Genomic DNA, 16,608 nt, shown 5'->3' with positions numbered 1-16,608 from the left:
ATACCACCGATTCCTCGATCAAGCCCCCATGGCCTCGATCAGGCTCTTGGGCCGCATATCGGTCCAGTTCTCGTTGATGTGCTCGAGGCAGGCGTCGCGGTTGTTCTCGGGGAACGTCACGGTCCAGCCGGTCGGCACGTCCATGAAGGTCGGCCAGAGCGAGTACTGGCCTTCGTCGTTGATCAGCACCACGAAGGTGCCGTCCGGGTCCTCGAACGGGTTGGGCATCCGGTTTCTCCTTCGGTGAGGGCCCGCTACCAGTCGGCGGAGCGGGCGTCGTGCATGTTGACCCCGAGATGGGTCTTGCCGAGGTAGTCCAGGCAGTCCACCGGCTTGGCCGGCATCACGGCGCAGAACCAGGACTCGCGCAGCAGCCGCTCGACGGTGCCGCCCCGGCGCAGCCCGGCCGCGCCGCAGACCCGGCTCGCGGTCGTCGCCAGGTCGCTGAGCAGCTCGCCGACCACGTACTTGGCGGCGTGCACCCCGGCGTTCGCCTCGACCGTGCCCCGGGCCTCGTCGACCACGGCGCACGCCTCGTACACCAGGGCACGGGCAGCCCGCAGCGACGCGGCCGCGCGCCCGACCCGGCGGCGCAGGTCCGTGTCGTCGGCCCGGCCCGCGGCGGCCGCGACGATCTGGTCGAACAGCGAACGGGCCAGGCCGAGATAGACCCCGGTGTAGCCGGCGACCATCCAGTGCGGCTCGCGGACCAGCTTGAACAGCGACATGCCCTCGATGCCCATGAACAGCCGGTCGCGGCCGACCTCGACGGCGTCCAGGGTCATGTCGGCGGTGCTGGTGCCGTGCATGGCCGTACCGGGCCAGATCTCGCCGAACCGGACGCCGGGGTCGGCGCCGCTCACCACGAAGTGCGATATCTCGTGGTCGGCGTCACCGTCGGCCTGCCGGGCCGCCACCACGAAGTAGTCGGCGACCCCGGCCAGCGAGACGAACGACTTGTGTCCCTCCAGGACGAACCCGTGGTCGGTGGCGCGGTAGGTGGTCCGGAGGCCGCGCAGCTTGGCGCCGGAACCTCGCTCGGAGGTGGCCGAGGCGAACATCCGCTGGTGGTTGACGACCTCGTCGAACACCCATTCGCGGAAGGCGGCGCCGGCCCGGGAGGCGGGGGTGCCGGCCGACTCGCACAGCGCGCCGATCGCGACGCTGTGCATGTTCAGGCCCAGGGCGGTGGGCGCGTCGGCGGTGGCCAGCAACTCCAGCACCCGGGTGTAGTCGTGGAAGCCGAGGCCATCGCCGCCGATCGCGGACGGCACGACCAGGCCCAGCAGGCCGGCCTCGCGGGCCAGCCGGTAGCTGTCCCGGCAGTCGGCGCGGCCGTCGTCGACCGCGTCGACCAGGCCGGTCAGCCGGGTGGTGAGTTCCTCGGTGCGTTTGAGGGTGTCGTCGAGGCTGGTGTCGGGCATCTCCGTCCCCGTTCCTGTTCGGTCGGTCGGTTCCGGTCCGGTCGTTCAGTTCCCGACCGGCAGGCCGAGTTCCCGCGCGACGGTGAGCCGCAGCAGGTCGTTCGGACCGGCGTAGGTGAGGCCGGCCAGGGCGGTGGCGGGGTCGGCGAACAACTCGGAGTCCTCGAGGTAGGCCCGCACCCCGGCGAGCCCGGCGGCGGACTGGGTCAGGGCGGCGTGGTCCTCGGTCACCGACACCTTGACCATGGCGGCCTCGGCGGTCAGCGAACGCATCGGGACACCGGCGTCGAGCCGGGCGGCGAGTCCGTAGACCAGCTCCCGGGAGCGGTGCACGCGCAGGGCCATGTCGGCGATCCGGGCGGCGGCCAGCTGACTCGCGCCGAGGCGGCGGCCGAACTGCTCGCGGGTCCGCGCCCAGTCGACAGTCCGGTCGAGCAGCCGCCGCATGGTGCCGAGGGCGTACGACAGAAGCAGCGCCCGCTCCCAGGCCGTCGTGGTGGCCAGCACCGACAGCCCGGCGCCCTCGGCCGCGACCAGCCGGTCGGGGCTCAGCTCCACGTCGGTGAAGTCCAGCACGCCCATCGGCACCTCGCGCAGCGCCGACTTGGCCAGCGGGGCGCTCCGGGTCACGCCGGCGCCGGCGAGCGGGACCAGGAAGGCGGACAGCGCGAACGGGCTGCGCCCGGGGACCGTCCGGGCGAAGACCAGGGCCTGCCCGGCGAGGGGCGCGGCGGTGATGAAGGATTTGCGGCCGTTGAGCAGGTAGCGGCCGTCCGCGCGCCGGTCGGCCCGGGTGGTGATGCCGAGCGGGTCGCTGCCGCCGCCCTCCTCGGTGGACGCGTGACAGAGCAGCACCTCACCGCTCTCCACGCCGTCGAGCAGGTGCCGCTGGTGGTCGCCGAGCAACCGGCGCAGCGGGGTCAGGATGCCGAACAGCTGCGAGGCGACGGCGTACACCCACCCGGCCGGCAACCCGCCGAGCCCGAGGCCCTCGATCGCGGCCACCGCCTCGGACGACCGGCCCAGTTCGAAGATCCCCAGCCGGGCGATGCGGGGCCAGGCCACGGCCAGGTCGGACTCGCCGTCCTTGGCCAGCTCGCTCCCGGCGGCGCGGAACTTCTCGACGACCTCCGGCACGCCGGTCATCGCGGCGCCGGCCATCGCCGGGGCGGGCATCGCGGGGCCGGTCATCGCGGGGCCGGGTCGAGCCGCACGGCGACGAGCTCCCAGAGGTGTCGCGGCGACCGGAAATGGGTGGCGACGATCTGGGACTCGGGGATCTCCACGCCGGTCTCCTCGGTGATCGCGGCGACCACGGCCATCACCGCGAGCGAATCGAGCAGGCCGGCCTCGAGCAGCGGGGTGTCCGGCTCGATCAGCACGCCGGGTTGCGCCGGCAGACGGCCGGCGATCAGGACGCACATGTCGTTCACGGAAATCACGGTTCTCCCCCGGGAAAGGTGGCGGCGGCGAGCGCACGGCGGTCGGTCTTGCCGTGCGGGGTGGTCGGGAAGCGATCGAGGGGCACGACGCGGTCCGGCAGCATCCGGCGCGGCAGCACCCCGGCCAGCCCGGTCAGCACGACCTGGGCCTCGGCCCCGCGGACGTACGCCCACAGCTGCCCCGCGTGCGGCCCGGTCTTCTGCACCACGACGCCCTCGTCGACGCCGGGCACCGCGCGCAGGGCGGCCTCGACGTCGGCCAGCTCGATCCGGATGCCGCGCCGCTTCACCTGGCCGTCACGGCGGCCGAGCAGCAGCAGCCGCCCGTCCGGCAGCCGGCGGGCCCGGTCCCCGGTCGGGTACGCGCGCTGCCGGGTGCCGTCCGGGAAGAGGACCGGCCGGGCCGGGTCGCGCAGCGTGCCGTCCTCCAGATAGCCGCGCAGCACCGACGGTCCGCTGACGAAGAGCTCGCCCTCGTCCGCGGGTCCGCCGGCCTCATCGAGCAGAACCGCCGCCATGCCGGGCAGCGGCCGGCCGATCGTGATCGGCTCGTCCGTGGTCCATTGTGGTGGGATGCGTTCCCAGGTGCAGACGTTGGTCTCGGTCGGGCCGTAGAGGTTGTAGAAGGCGGCGCCGGGCAGCAGCCGCAGATAGTGCGCGAGCAGGTCCGGTGCGAACGGCTCGCCGGCGAACGCGGCGATCCGCAGGTCGGCCGGTGGCCGCTCGGCCAGGCCCCCGCGGTTCAGCAGCAGGTGATAGAGCGTGGGAACGGCGTAGAAGACCGTGATCCGCTGCTCGGCGAGCCAGGCCACGACGTCGCGCGGGAATCCGCGCAGATGTTCGGGCAGCTGCACGGCGCAGGCGCCGGCCAGCGCGGTGGCGAAGATGTCGAAGGTGCTCAGGTCGAAGGTCAGCGGCGACTGGGCGCCGACCCGGTCGTGCGGGCCGAGCCGGAACTCGGCCGCCACCCAGCGGACGAAGTGCAGCACGTTGCCGTCGTTGAGCAGCACACCCTTGGGCACCCCGGTGCTGCCCGAGGTGAACAGGACGATGCCACCCTCCCCGGCCGGGCCGGGCTCGCCGAGGGCGTGGCAGTCGAGCTGGTCGCCGACCCGGGTGGCCGGCGGCGCGTCGGCGGCGAGGGCGAGCCGGGCCCCGGACCGGGTCAGCACGTGGCTCAGCCGTCCGCCGGTCACCATCCGGGTCAGGCGAGCCGGCGGGTCGCCGGGCTGCAGCGGGGCCGCGACCGCGCCGAGCCGCAGCAGGGCGAACAGGGCGATGGTGGCGTCGGCGCCGTGGGACATCATCAGGCCGACCCGGGTGCCGGCCCGGATGCCCAGGGCGGCCAGCCGCCGCGCCGTGCCGTCGACCGCCTCGGCCAGCTGCGCGTAGGTGGTCGTCCGGCCGCCGTCCACGACGGCGGGACGGCTGGCGTGCTCGCGGCCGGCGGTGGTCAGAATGTGGTCGAGACGGTCACCTGCCGGCACAGTATTGCCCCCGTTCACGGACGTGCGAATACGACGGCGAAAAGCAGTTCAAAGGAATTGGCCGACCGCCCGTGACATTCACGTGAGGCGATGAGTTGACCATGGCAAAATTAGCCCGGACGCCTCCGCTCAGCAAAGTGACGCAGATCACATGCGCATTTCGCGGGTCCGGCGTCACAATGCCCGTCCCGGTCAGCCTCCGGGGCGGCTCTATTGACCTTTTGCTGAGCGGCGGCAAGCCTGAGGTTCCGGCGCCGTCGGTCGACGGTTAATTCCTGGTGCGATACCGGTCAGCCGGTTCGCCACGGAAATGTCGCCATGAAATAGCGCGTGAAATCCCTCGTACGTCAATGTGCGAAGGGCGACGCCGCGCAACCGTCCACGCTCCGACTCGGGGGAAGCATGATCCCATGGGTGTGAAGGTTCCCGCCGCGCCGCACCTCTACGCCGTGCCCTATCTGCCGATCGGCGGCATTTTCGACGACCGCGAACTGGCCGCCGTCCGAGAGGTGCTGACATCCGGCGCCACCCTCTCGCAGGGGGTCTGGCGGCCGCGCTTCGAGGAGGCCTTCCGGCGCTACACCGGGACGCGGCACGCGTTCTCGGTCACCAGCGGCACGGTCGCCCTGCACCTGGCCATCCACCTGCTCGATCTGCGGCCGGGCGACGAGGTGATCGCCACTCCACAGACCTATCAGGCGACCATCCAACCCCTGCTCGACTACCAGGTCACGGTCCGGTTCGCCGACGTGCGGCCGGACGATGCCAACATCGACCCGGACCGGGTGGCCGAGCTGATCAACGAACGCACCCGGGCCGTGCTGCTGGTGCACTACGGCGGGGCCGTGGCCGGGATGACCTCCATCATGGACCTGGCCCGGCGCCACGGCCTGCTGGTGCTGGAGGACGCCGCCCACGCGCTGGGCTCCACCCTGGACGGGCGACGGGCCGGTTCGCTGGCCGACATCGGCTGCTTCAGCTTCCACTCCAGCAAGAACATCACCACGCTCGGCGAGGGCGGGATGGTCACGTTCGACCGGGATGACTGGGCCGAGCGGCTGGAACGCCTGCGCAGCAACGAGGCGGACGCCGTCCTGCGGCCCGCCCGGCACTCCTTCGGTCTCTCCGAAGCGCCGGTGGCGGGCGCGCTCTACCCCGGCCACGCCTACACCCACGACTACGTCCGGATCCGCCGGGCCGGCACCAACGCCACGCTGGGCGAGCCCGCCGCCGCCTTCGGCCTGGTGCAGATGGACCGGCTGCCCGACCTCCTGGCCCGGCGGCAGGCGATCGCGGGGCGGCTCGGCGAGGTGCTCGGCCGGTTCCCCGAGGTCCGGCCCCAGCAGGTGACGCCCGGCAGCACCCACGCGTACCACCTGTTCACGTTCTTCGTCGATCCGGCCGCCATCGACCGCGACGCGCTGATCCGCGAGCTCGGCGCGGCCGGGGTGCAGACCTACCTGCGCTACTTCCCGCTGCACCTGCTTCCGGAATGGCGGGCCCGCGGCCACGGCGCCGGCGAGTGCCCGGTCGCCGAGCGGCTGTGGTTCGGCGAGCACATGAACCTCAGTTGCCAGCCCGGCCTCTCCGACTCGCAGGTGGAGATGCTCGGCGACGCGCTGGACCGCAGCCTTCGCAAACTCGTCCGGTGAGGAGTACCCGTGAAAACGTACGACCTGATCGTCGTCGGCGCCGGCCCGGTGGGCCTGGCGACGGCGTGGCACGCGGCCCGTCGGGGCCGTTCGGTCCTGGTCCTCGAGCAGTACGACCCGAGCACCGGCCGGGGTAGCTCCGGCGGCGCGGAACGCCAGTGGCGGTTGCAGTACGCGCAGGAGGATCTGACCCGGCTCACGCTGGAAGCCCTCCCGTACTGGCGCGAGTTGGAGCGGGCGGCCGGACGCCGGCTGATCCACGCGACCGGGAGCCTGTGGTTCGGCGACATCGACCAGGCCACCAACGAGGGCCAGATCGCCGGCGCCGCCGCGATCCTGGAGCGGGTGGGCGTCGACTACGAGTGGCTCACCGCCCGGGAGATCGAGAAACGGTACGGCTTCGCCGGGCTGCCCGCGGCGTACGAGGGCTTCTACCAGCCCGACGGCGGGATGATCGACGTCGGCGGAACCCGCTGGGCCCTCCACGAGCAGGCGCTGATCGCCGGGGCGGAGGTCGTCACGCGACGCCGCGTCATCGGGCTGTCACCGGACCGGACGGGCGTGACCGTCCGCACGACCGACGCCGCCTACCGGGCCGAGCGGGTCGTGGTCGCCGCCGGAGCGTTCGCCGGTCCGCTGCTCGCGCCCCTGGGCATCACCCTCGACGTCGAGCTCCTGGAGATGACCAGCTGCTCCTTCCGGCTCCGCGACCCGGCGACCGAACTGCCCACCTGGTTCGCGTTCGAGCGGGCGACCGAGGAGGACACCAACCTGTTCTACGGTTTCGGCCGCAACCCGTGGGCGGCCGACGACCTGGTGCGCGCCGGGCCGGACTTCGAGGACCGGACGCTGCCGGGGCCGTACGACGCGGGCCGGGTGCCGGACCCACGGCACCTGGAACGGGTCACCGGGTGGATCGCCGAGCACCTGCCCGTCCTGGTCCCCGAGCCGGTCGAGCCGCGCACCTGCCTGATCGCCCTGCCGCACGACCCGGGCCGGCAGTTCTACCTCGGGCCCGTCCCCGGCGCCGAGCGGATCGTGGTGCACAGCGCGGGCTGGGGCTTCAAATACGTGCCACTGTTCGGGCGGGCCTGTGCCGAGCTCGCCCTCGACGGATCCACCGCATTCGACCTGGACCGCATGGCGTTCGCCGGTGGTCCGCCGACCAGGAAAGCAGAGGGCTGAGTGCTACGCATCATCGACGGAGACGCCGTACGCGATCTGTACCCCATCGCCGACGCGGTGCCCGACATGGCCGCCGCGCTGATCGACTTCAGCGCGGGTACGGCGTACCAGCACCCGAGAGTCACCCTGGAGCCGCCGGGCCACGACGGTCGGGTGCTGGTCATGCCGGCCGCCAGCGGCGACGTGCTCGGGCTCAAGCTGCTGAGCATGTTCCCGCGGGCCGGCGAGCGGGGCCTGCCCGGCGTGCAGGGGCTGGTGATCCTGCTGGACGCGGTGCACGGCGAGCCGCTGGCGGTGATCGACGGTACCGCGGTGACCGAGATCCGCACCGCCGCGGTCACCGCCCTGGCCACCGACCGGCTCGCCCCGGCCGGCGCCCGCACGCTGGGCCTGATCGGGGCCGGGGTGCAGGCCCGTGGCCACCTCGTCGGCCTGGCCAAGGTCCGGCCGTGGGAGTCGGTCAAGCTCTACAGCCGCTCGCCGGACCGCTCGGCCGCCCTGGCGAAGTGGGCCCAGGACCGCGACATCGACGTCGAGGTGGTCGGGTCGGCCCGGGCGGCGGCACAGGGCGCGCAGGTGATCTGCACGGTCACCTCGGCCAGCGAGCCGGTGATCGCCGACGAGGACGTGGCCGGCGGCGACGTGCACGTCAACGCGATCGGGGCGTTCGGCCCGACCTGGCGCGAGCTGCCGTCGGCGCTGGTCGCCCGGTCCCGGATCGTGGTGGACAGCCGCGGGTCGGCGCTGCGCGAGGCCGGCGACCTGATGATCCCGCTGGCCGAAGGGGTGATCACCGAGGAGGACGCGAGCACCGAGATCGGTGAGATCCTGGCCGGCACGCGACCGGGCCGGGAGGGCGGCGAGGTCACCACCTTCGTGTCCCTCGGCCTGCCGATCGAGGACGTGGTGGCCTGCGACGCCATCTACCGCCGGGCCGTCGAGCAGGGGGTCGGGCACGAGGTCAGGTTCCCCTGACCGCGCGCGAACGGCCGGCCTTCCGTCCCCGGGGCGCCGGCCGTTCGGCGTTGTGGCGACGGGTCAGACCAGCACGCCGAGCCGCTCCTGAACCAGCTTGGCCACTCCGGCCCGCTGCTCGGCGAGGTAGAAGTGGCCGCCGGGAAAGGTGCTCAGGTCGAACTCGCCTCGCGTGTGCTCCCGCCAGGCCGTCGCCTCCATCGGCGTCACCTTCGCGTCCCCGTCCCCGACCAGCACGCTGACCGGGCACCGGAGCGGCTCGGCGGCGGTGCAGACGTAGCGGTCGACGGCACGGTAGTCCGACCGGATCGCCGGCAGCGCGAGGCTCATCAGGTCGTCGTCCAGCAGGAAGCCCTGATCGGTGCCGCCGAGCAGGCGCAACTGGGCCAGCAGTTCCTGATCGCTGAGCGAGTCGACCGGCTCCCGGCGGTTGCGCGACGGCGCCAGCCGGGCCGAGGCGAACAGCCGGACCGGCGCCGTTCCCGCGGCCTCCATGAGCCGGGCGAGCTCGAAGGCCACGGTCGCGCCCATGCTGTGCCCGAACAGCGCGGTCGGCGTCACGCCGGCCACCGGGCGCAGGGCCTCGAACACCCGCCGGGCCAGCTGCGGGATGTCCTCCAGGCAGGGCTCGCGCAGGCGGTCCTGGCGGCCCGGATATTGGATCGCGAGCACGTCCACGGCCGGTGCCAGATCGGCCGAGAGCGGCAGGAAGGTGCTGGCCGAGCCGCCCGCGTGGGGCAGGCAGATCAGGCGGACCCGAGCCTGCGGCGCGGGATGGAAGTCGCGGACCCACCGGCGGTCGGTCACGGGACGCGCGAGCCTTCCTCGTCGTCGGAGCCCTCCCCCAGGGTCATCGCGGCCGCCGCGTCCAGGCTCTCGATGATCCAGCTCTGCAGGCTGCCGTGCACCCGCTCAGCGGCCGCCTGCCAGCGGGCCAGCCGCGCCTGTTCCGCCTCGATGCGGGGCAGCGGCACCTTGGGCGGGATCGGCACACCGCCGGTGCGGGCGAGCTTGATCTGGCGGCGCAGCTCGTTGCGCGACCATCGGCGCTCCTCGGCCTGCGCGAGCCAGACGTCCTGTTCCGTGTCGGAGAACCGGGCGACCTCGGCGTGGTGCTGGAAACTCAGGGCCGAGCGCCGGCGTCCGAGGTCGAACCGGCGGGCCACCCAGGCGTAGTTGCGGATCGTCTGGTATTCGAGGCCCGCCGCGTCGACCGCGCGCCGGTAGCGGTCGGCGTACTGGCTCTCGCCGTAGACGATCCAGTCACCGAGGCACCAGGCCGAGGAGTCGTAGACGTCGGCCAGCCGCTGCCCGGCCCGCTCCCAGCCCTCGTAGGTCAGGTCGGGTGGCAGGCGCAGCCCGACCCTGGTGATCAGCACGGTGCTCGGGTCCGGCGCCGGCGCGGACACCGCCCGCATCGCGTCGCGGCCGGGTGAGGACCGGGTCGACGGCGGTGCCGCCGTTCTGACGCTCGTCGCCTTGATAGGCACGCTCAACCTCCATGGATCGTTACTGGATGCGCGAGGCAGGCATGCGACGACTCTGGTTACGCCCGCACTGCCTCTCATCGATTGCCCGTTCACACGGCCGGACCGGCGCGGGCCGGTGATCGCGCCAGGATCGACCGGCGCGCGACCGGCTGGTCCTCAGCCGGCGACGCCCGTCGCCGGAAGGTCGGCGCGCGAGGCGCCGGGGCATGCCGGAACGGTCACGGCGCTGCTAAGGCCTTCGGACAACATTTCAGAACGCATACCAGTCTCCCCGTGATTAACCGGCACAACAGAGTGAACATTAACCACTACAGGGCGCAATGTCCATGGTCGTCAAGCACGCCCGGAACACATCGGACGGACATCAACTCCCCCGATTTGCGAAATCGATCCAACCGTCGAGTGAGCGCACCGACCGTCGCCGTGGGCACGGCCCGAGCCGTCTCCCGTACGCCGACGAGCGGCGCCTGATGGCCTCCGACCAGCGCCGGAGCGGTTCGGCGATCGATCGGCTTCGCTCGGCACCTCGCCCGCCCGAGGGGGCGGAGCGGGCCACGGCACCGAGGGACGTCCGCCTCGGACAGATCTCGCCGACGAATCCGACCATTCATGAACGGGGCCGCGTAAATTGATTCTGCTGCGCATTCCCGGGCATTTACCGGAAGCATTCCCGGTCGTCAGTGAATTGACTACCGATACCCATTGGGCGCCTGTTCCATGCGGGACGGTGCTGGTCGCGGCCCACCTGGGCGCGGGACGCCCCGGGATCCGCCGGTGCGCGACGGAGCATTTCGCGCACTTCGGATGCAAGTTGCATGGTGCGCGCGGCCATGCTCCATACGTCCGAATCCTGCGGTTACGCGCGGCGGCGGAAAGCGCCGGCCGGGAGCGGGCCGGACACCGAGTATCCCGCCGGCGGGACATCTGGTGGAGCGGGTCAACCGGCCGAGGCGGCGAGCTCCCGGATCGTGGTGTGCTCGAACAACTGGGTCAGGGTCAGCCCCAGGCCGGCCGCCTCGACCTCGGCCAGCACCCGCAGGATGCGCAGCGAATCCCCGCCCAGGCTGAAGAAGTCGTCGTCGACGGTGACGCTGTCCAGGCCCAGGACGCTCTTCCAGATCCGGATCAGGTGCTGCTCGGCCGCGCTCGGCTCGTCGTCCTCCCCGGAGTCACCCGAGAGCCTCGGCAGATCCGCCTCGTCGAGGGTGGGCAACCGGAGCCGGTCCAGTTTTCCGGTGACCGTCCGAGGCAGCCCGCCGACCGTGACGAACCACGACGGAATCATGTACGCCGGCACCACGTCCCGCAGGTAGGCGACGAGCCCGCGCGGGGTCACCTGGTCACCGAGCGCGCTGACCACGACGTACGCGGCCAGCCGGACGCCGTCGGGCACCGGCACCGGGACCACCGCCGCCTCCCGTACGCCGGGATGGCTGAGCAGCGCCTCCTCGACCTCCACCGGTTCGATCCGGAACCCGCGGATCTTGATCTGGCTGTCGGCCCGGCCGAGGAACTCGATCGCCCCGTCCGGCCGGCGCCGGCCGAGGTCGCCGGACCGGTACATCCTGGCCCCGGGGACGCCGGCGAACGGGTCCGCGAGGAAGCGCTCCGCCGTCTGCGCCGGGCGCCCCAGATATCCGCGAGCCACGCCGGCGCCGCCGATGTAGATCTCGCCCTCGGACGCCGGGGCGCCGTCGTCACCCAGCACGTACACGTGGGTGTGGCGCAACGGCCGGCCGATCGGGACACTCCGGTCGCTCGCGTCCAGCTCCCGCAGCGGGAAGGCGGTGGCGAAGGTCGTCGTCTCGGTCGGCCCGTAGACGTTCGCGACCTCGCCGTCCGGCCGGTCCGCACGCCGGCCGGCCAGCCGCCGGGCCCGCTCGACCGACATGGGTTCGCCACCGATCAGCACCTGGCGCACCGAGTCCAGCGCGGCCGGGTCGCGGTCGATCAGTTCGTGGAACAGCGGCGTGGTCAGGAACATCGCGGTCACCCCGCGACGGCGCAGCAGCTCGGGCAGGTCGGCGAGCGTCTCCCGGCCCGGCGGCGCGAGCAGGAGTCTCGCGCCGCTGAGCAGCGCCCCCCAGATCTCGAAGGTCGAGGCGTCGAAAGCGGTCGGCGACAGGTGCAGGAATGTCTCGCCGGGCTCGAACCGCAGATACTCCTGGTCGCGCACGAGCTGCACGATGTTGCCGTGAGTCACCAGCACGCCCTTGGGCGTGCCGGTCGAGCCCGACGTGTACATCACGTACGCGACGTCATCCGGGTGGCCCGGTGCGGGCCTGACCTCGTCCGCCGGCCCGGACCGCAGCGACGCCAACGTGATCACCGGCCGGCCGGCCTCACCGGCCCACGCGGCCGCCTGGTCGGCCACCACGAACGGCGCCCCGGCGTCGGCCAGCAGCATCGCCAGCCGCGACGGCGGATATTCCGGGGAGAGGGGCAGGTAGCCGCCGCCGGCCTTGAGCACGGCCAGCGACGTGATCACCGAGTCGAAGGACCGGCCCAGGTGCACCCCGACGACGACGCCCCGGCCGACGCCGCGCCGCCGCAGCGCTGCGGCCAGCACATCGCTGCGTGCCCGGAGCTGGGCATAGGTCAGGCGGCCGGCGGCGCTGTCGAGCGCCACGGCCTCCGGACCGGCCTCCGCGACCGCGTCGAACGCGGCCGGGACCGTCGGGAACGTCATGCGGCCTCCCGTGCCTTGGGCTTGAGGACGACGGGAAGGCTTTCGACGCCGTTGAGGAAATTGGAGCTCAGCCACCGGACCGGCCCGGAGGGGACCACCGCCGCGACCGACTCGCGCAAGGTGGTCAGCATGGCCCGCAGCTCCACCTTGGCCAGATGGGCGCCGAGGCAGAAATGCGGTCCGTGGCCGAAGGTGATGTGCCGGTTCGGTGACCGGTCCAGAATCAGCTCATCCGGCCGGTCGAAGACGTCCTCGTCGCGGTTGGCCGACACGTTCCACATGGTCACGATGTCCCCGGCCGGGATCGTGGTGCCCCTGATCGGCACGTCGGTGGCCGCCACCCGGCCGACGTGGATGGCCGGCGTGGTCCAGCGCAGAATCTCCTCGACCGCCTGCGGGACACCGGCCTCGCCGCTGACCAGACGGTCCCACTCCCCCTCGTGCTCGATCAGCGCGAGCAGCCCGGTCGTCATCGACAGTCGAGCGGTCTCGTCGCCGCCGATGATCAGGTTGTAGCAGTTCAGCACGACCTCTTCGGCGGTCAGCGGGCGATCCTCGACCAGGCCGGTGGCGAGCAGGCTGACCGCGTCGGCGCCCGGGGAGTCCCGCCGCTCGGCCGCCAGGCGGGTGTAGTAGAGCAGAATCTCGCTCTGGGCCAGGCGGGACTCCAACGACTGCTGTTCGCCGTGCTCGGTCTCCAGCGCCGACCGGGTCAGCCCCAAGATCCGCGGACGGTCCGCCACGGGCACGTCGAGCAGCTCGCAGATCGCGGCCAGCGGGATGACCGAAGCCACGTCCTCGGCGAAGTCGCACTCGCCACGCTCGACCGCGGCCGCCACCACGCCGGCCGTCGCCCGCTCGACGTAATCGCCGACGACGCCGAGGACGCGCGGGCCGAACCCGGTCTGCATGAGCCGGCGCAGCGAGGTGTGCCGACGGCCGTCGGTCACCACGAGCATCCGTCCGCCGGCCGAGTCGCCGCCGCGCGTCAGGGTGCCGAGCATGTTGCCGCTCATCGACCGGAACCGCTCGGCGTCCCGGTAGGCCGCCATGACGTCGCCGTGTTTGCTCAGCACCCAGAATCCGGGGGCGGCGCCGGCCGGCGGATGGCGCCAGACCGGGGCGCCCGCGCGCAGCCGGCGCCAGAGGGCGGAGAGATCGTGGTCGCGATGCACGGCCGGGTCGAGCAGGTTCACCCGCGCCGGGTCGTCACTGGGGATCGGGGTCCGGGTCAGCACACTCGTCCTCTCAGCCGCGATGCGACGGGTCACTCCGGACGCAACAGCTCGGTCACCAGCGTCAGGAGGGGATCCGGCGCGTCCAGGAAGGCGAAGTGGCCGCCGTCGAGCACCTCGTACGAGACCTGGTCGCCGTACGCGGACCAACCGTGCATCTGCTCCGGCCGGATCTCCGCGTCCGCCGCCCAGTGCAGCACGACCACTCGGGACGGCAGGATCACCGGCTCGGCCCGCCGGTAGACCCGGTTCGACTCCAGGTCCTGGCGCAGCACGTCCAGCATCATGCCGAGCACCAGCGGATGCGGTTCGCCGCCACGGGACCGGGTCAGCGCGGCCAGCTCCTCGATGAGCTGGTCGTCGCCGAGGCCGAGGTACCGGTCGAACGGGCAGTCGTGCGGCGCGACCTGCGCGGAGACGATCAGCGCCCGGGGCGCCGGCAGACCCTCCTGATGCAGCCGGCGGGCCACCTCGAAGGCCGGGAGGGCGCCCGCGCAATGGCCGAAGAAGGCAAAAGGCCGATCGAGGTACGGCAACAGCGGATCCACCAAGGCCTGAGCGAGTTCTTCGTACGTGCCGAAATGCGGCTCACGGAATCTGTTCTCCCGGGCCGGCAGCTGCACGGGACAGATCTCGACATCGTCCACCTGGTGTGGCCAGCTCGAGAACATGGACGCGCCACCGCCCGAATAGGGGAAGCAGAAAAGGCGGGCGCGGGCGGTCTCGGACGGATCTCGCAGCAGGCACGGCGGCGAGTTCTTTCTCGGTGCAGGCGCGCGCATTCAGCCCAACCCTCCGGCGTATGGCCAGTCAGCTGTCGAGATTTCGCCGCGCTTTACCCGGAGAACGGGGAAGACAATGGAAACCGGCGGCGATCGTCAATGACGATGGGGCGTTCTGCCACCCATCGACGACAATCGTAGTTACCGGCTTCGGCCATGGTCAACGATCGTGGGACGGGCCCTCCAGCGCGGGCCGGTTCGGCCGCGGGTCGTCGAGGGCGGTCTGTTCCTGCGCGAACCGGGCGAGCGTCTGACCGAAGACGCCGTGCACGATCCCGCAGGAGCGGCACATGAGGTTGCTGTCCAGACGCCCCGTGGCGCAGTGCGCGCAGGCCCCGTTGTCACGCGGGTCGTGGTAGGCGGCCAGCGCCTCCGCCAGAGCGTGCGCGACCGGCGGGCGGATCGTCAGCCGTTCGGTGGCGCCGCGCCAGCCGATCTCGAGGGCGCCCAGCTCAGGCGCGTCGGGGTCGAACTGGTCGATGCGGTTGACGAACTCCTGGAGGATCCGCAGAACTTCGTCCGGGCGCGTTCGGGACATGCGACGACGTTATCCCGTACCGCCGCGGGCCGGACCGGCAGGGCGACCCGCGTCCCGCCGGCGGGACCGGCCCGGCGCCGCGGCCAGACGCAGGCCCGCGTCGATGCGGCCCAGCAGTTCCTCGATCCGCGCCGGAGGGACGAGATCCTGGTCGTAGGCGACGGTGACACCCGTGCCGAATCCCGGGAAGTCGATCGTGTAGTCGCAGGTCACCGGGTCGCTGGCCTTGTCGGTGGACCACCAGCCGCCGACCCTGACGGACCGGAGTCCGGCCAGCTCGTCGTACACGTGGAAGTCGGTGAAGTTGAAGACGACGTCGTAGGCCCGCCGGCCCAGATTCTGTTCGATCAGAGCCAGCGGATAGCGGCGGTACGGCATCGCGGCACGCTCACCCGCGAGAGCCGCCCGCGCCAGATCCGCGTGGTCGGCCGTGACCGGGCCGATCCGCAACGGGACGGTGTTCAGGAACAGCCCGACCAGCCGGTCCGCGCCGTCCACCTCGGGTCGCCCGTTCATGACCAGGCCGGTCACCACATCGCTCTCGTTCCGCGTCCACTCACCGAGGGCCCGGCCGTGCACGGCGATCAGCAAACTCTTCAGTGGCACGCGGGCGGCGGCCGCGGATCGGCGCAAGGCCGCCAGGAGCTCCGGTTCCATCCGGAGCGCCGCGTACCCGTCGGGATTCGCCGAACCCGAGAACCGCGAGCGGTCCAGCAGCAACGGCGGCAGGTCGGCCCGCTGCTGCCAGAAGGCGGCGGCCTCCGGCACAGCGGCGGCGGCCCTTTCCGCCTCGACGAACCGGGCGAGACCATCCTCCGGCAGCGGCGGGAGACCGGCGTCGCCGTCGTTCAGCTCCGCGTCGTACAGGGTGAGCAGGTCGACCAGCATCCGGGCGAAGCTCCAGCCGTCCATGACGGCGTGGTGGATCGCCACGGTCAATCGGAAGGACCCGGGCAGCGCCACCACCTGACATCGCACGAGCGGGGCGCGGTCCCAGTCGAACGGGGTGTCCAGCTGATGAGCGCGCCACCGGGCGACCAGCTCGTCGGCCGCCACCTCATCACCGTCGGACTGATGCCGCAGGTCCAGCGGGACCTCGGCGGTGGTCCAGATGACCTGCATGGCGTCGTCGTACGTCGCGAGGTCGAAGGAGGTGCGCAGGGCCGGATGCCGGTCGGCCAGGCGCCGGAGGGCGGAGCGGAACCTCTGCTCGTCGAAGGTGGCATCGACCCGCATCCCGATCAGGTCGTTGTACAGGGCCGTGTCGCCGGCCGTCTCGCACAGGTAGATCATCCCGACCTGGAGGGCCGAGGCCGGCGACACGGTGACCTCCCCCGGCCGCGGAGTCGCGCCGGTCCGGTCGGGGCCGGCCGACGGATCCTCGCCGCCGGAGTGTGGCTCCTCGGACGAAAGGTATTCGGCCAGCTCCGCCGCGTTGGGATAGGTGAGCAGGTCGATGAGCCGAACCGGCAGGCCGCGGTCGACCGCCGCCGCCACGACCCGCAGGGCGATCAGCGAATCACCGCCCATCGCGTAGAAGTCGTCCTCGGCGGCCACCTCCACACCCAGCTCGGCGGTGAAGAGCCGCCGCAGGAGGTCCACAACCGACGCGTCGGCCGCGACGGCGCCCGGCCGGGTCGGAACGTCGATCGACGAATCGAGGTGGGGCATGAGCGTCTCCTCGGAATGCGGAGCGTCGGCCGGCCTTC

At 72.2% G+C, this 16,608-nt stretch carries 15 protein-coding genes; 3 read left to right on the top strand and 12 right to left on the bottom strand.

The features are described 5' to 3' along the window. Positions 1–18: 18 nt before the first annotated feature. The 5 genes from AB0M54_RS18875 to AB0M54_RS18855 are packed head-to-tail and all read right to left on the bottom strand — an operon-like array spanning position 19 to position 4,353. Positions 19–228, bottom strand: coding sequence for an MbtH family protein (locus tag AB0M54_RS18875; RefSeq protein ID WP_364324897.1), 210 nt, complete (start codon positions 226–228; stop codon positions 19–21). Between the two features lie 26 nt (positions 229–254). Continuing rightward, positions 255–1,424, bottom strand: coding sequence for an acyl-CoA dehydrogenase family protein (locus AB0M54_RS18870; RefSeq protein ID WP_364472694.1), 1,170 nt, complete (start codon positions 1,422–1,424; stop codon positions 255–257). A gap of 45 nt (positions 1,425–1,469) precedes the next feature. After that, positions 1,470–2,615: an acyl-CoA dehydrogenase gene (locus tag AB0M54_RS18865; RefSeq protein WP_364472692.1), complete on the bottom strand. Its 1,146-nt coding sequence runs from the start codon at positions 2,613–2,615 to the stop codon at positions 1,470–1,472. Further along, positions 2,612–2,866, bottom strand: coding sequence for an acyl carrier protein (locus tag AB0M54_RS18860; protein WP_364472690.1), 255 nt, complete (start codon positions 2,864–2,866; stop codon positions 2,612–2,614). Before AB0M54_RS18860 ends, AB0M54_RS18865 begins: the two co-directional genes overlap by 4 nt. After that, positions 2,863–4,353 (bottom strand): amino acid adenylation domain-containing protein, encoded by a 1,491-nt coding sequence (locus AB0M54_RS18855; RefSeq protein WP_364472688.1) that lies wholly within the window; start codon positions 4,351–4,353, stop codon positions 2,863–2,865. Before AB0M54_RS18855 ends, AB0M54_RS18860 begins: the two co-directional genes overlap by 4 nt. A 410-nt stretch (positions 4,354–4,763) precedes the next feature. Here AB0M54_RS18855 and AB0M54_RS18850 point away from each other — a divergent pair, with 410 nt between their 5' ends. Genes AB0M54_RS18850 through AB0M54_RS18840 form a run of 3 tightly spaced genes read left to right on the top strand, consistent with a single transcriptional unit; the run spans position 4,764 to position 8,165 of the window. After that, positions 4,764–6,005, top strand: a complete 1,242-nt coding sequence (locus tag AB0M54_RS18850; RefSeq protein WP_364472686.1) for a DegT/DnrJ/EryC1/StrS family aminotransferase — start codon at positions 4,764–4,766, stop codon at positions 6,003–6,005. Between the two features lie 9 nt (positions 6,006–6,014). Continuing rightward, positions 6,015–7,190, top strand: a complete 1,176-nt coding sequence (locus tag AB0M54_RS18845) for an FAD-dependent oxidoreductase (RefSeq protein ID WP_364324880.1) — start codon at positions 6,015–6,017, stop codon at positions 7,188–7,190. Continuing rightward, on the top strand, positions 7,191–8,165 hold the full coding sequence (locus tag AB0M54_RS18840; protein ID WP_364472684.1) for an ornithine cyclodeaminase family protein: 975 nt from the start codon (positions 7,191–7,193) through the stop codon (positions 8,163–8,165). A 63-nt stretch (positions 8,166–8,228) separates the two neighbouring features. Here the strand turns inward: AB0M54_RS18840 and AB0M54_RS18835 are convergent, their stop codons facing one another. The 7 genes from AB0M54_RS18835 to AB0M54_RS18805 form a co-directional block, all read right to left on the bottom strand. Further along, the gene (locus AB0M54_RS18835; RefSeq protein ID WP_364324874.1) at positions 8,229–8,972 is read right to left on the bottom strand and encodes an alpha/beta fold hydrolase; all 744 of its coding nucleotides are present in this window, start codon (positions 8,970–8,972) and stop codon (positions 8,229–8,231) included. Continuing rightward, positions 8,969–9,655: an LmbU family transcriptional regulator gene (locus AB0M54_RS18830; RefSeq protein WP_364324871.1), complete on the bottom strand. Its 687-nt coding sequence runs from the start codon at positions 9,653–9,655 to the stop codon at positions 8,969–8,971. Before AB0M54_RS18830 ends, AB0M54_RS18835 begins: the two co-directional genes overlap by 4 nt. A 937-nt stretch (positions 9,656–10,592) precedes the next feature. Further along, positions 10,593–12,344 carry a non-ribosomal peptide synthetase gene (locus AB0M54_RS18825; RefSeq protein ID WP_364472682.1) on the bottom strand — a complete coding sequence of 584 codons (1,752 nt, stop codon included), beginning with the start codon at positions 12,342–12,344 and terminating at the stop codon, positions 10,593–10,595. Further along, the gene (locus AB0M54_RS18820; protein WP_364472680.1) at positions 12,341–13,582 is read right to left on the bottom strand and encodes a cytochrome P450; all 1,242 of its coding nucleotides are present in this window, start codon (positions 13,580–13,582) and stop codon (positions 12,341–12,343) included. Before AB0M54_RS18820 ends, AB0M54_RS18825 begins: the two co-directional genes overlap by 4 nt. Positions 13,583–13,611: 29 nt before the next feature. Next, positions 13,612–14,361 carry a thioesterase domain-containing protein gene (locus tag AB0M54_RS18815; RefSeq protein ID WP_364324862.1) on the bottom strand — a complete coding sequence of 250 codons (750 nt, stop codon included), beginning with the start codon at positions 14,359–14,361 and terminating at the stop codon, positions 13,612–13,614. Positions 14,362–14,521: 160 nt separating this feature from the next. Then, a complete protein-coding gene (locus AB0M54_RS18810; protein ID WP_364324859.1) occupies positions 14,522–14,899 on the bottom strand; it encodes a hypothetical protein in 378 nt (125 codons plus the stop codon). 9 nt (positions 14,900–14,908) lie between these two features. After that, positions 14,909–16,570, bottom strand: a complete 1,662-nt coding sequence (locus tag AB0M54_RS18805; RefSeq protein WP_364472678.1) for a condensation domain-containing protein — start codon at positions 16,568–16,570, stop codon at positions 14,909–14,911. Positions 16,571–16,608: the final 38 nt, after the last annotated feature.

The sequence above is a fragment of the Actinoplanes sp. NPDC051470 genome, from assembly GCF_040682035.1.
GTDB lineage: Bacteria > Actinomycetota > Actinomycetes > Mycobacteriales > Micromonosporaceae > Actinoplanes.
The sequence above is the reverse complement of the archived record's forward strand: the minus strand, read 5'-3'. Positions and strand labels throughout refer to the sequence as shown.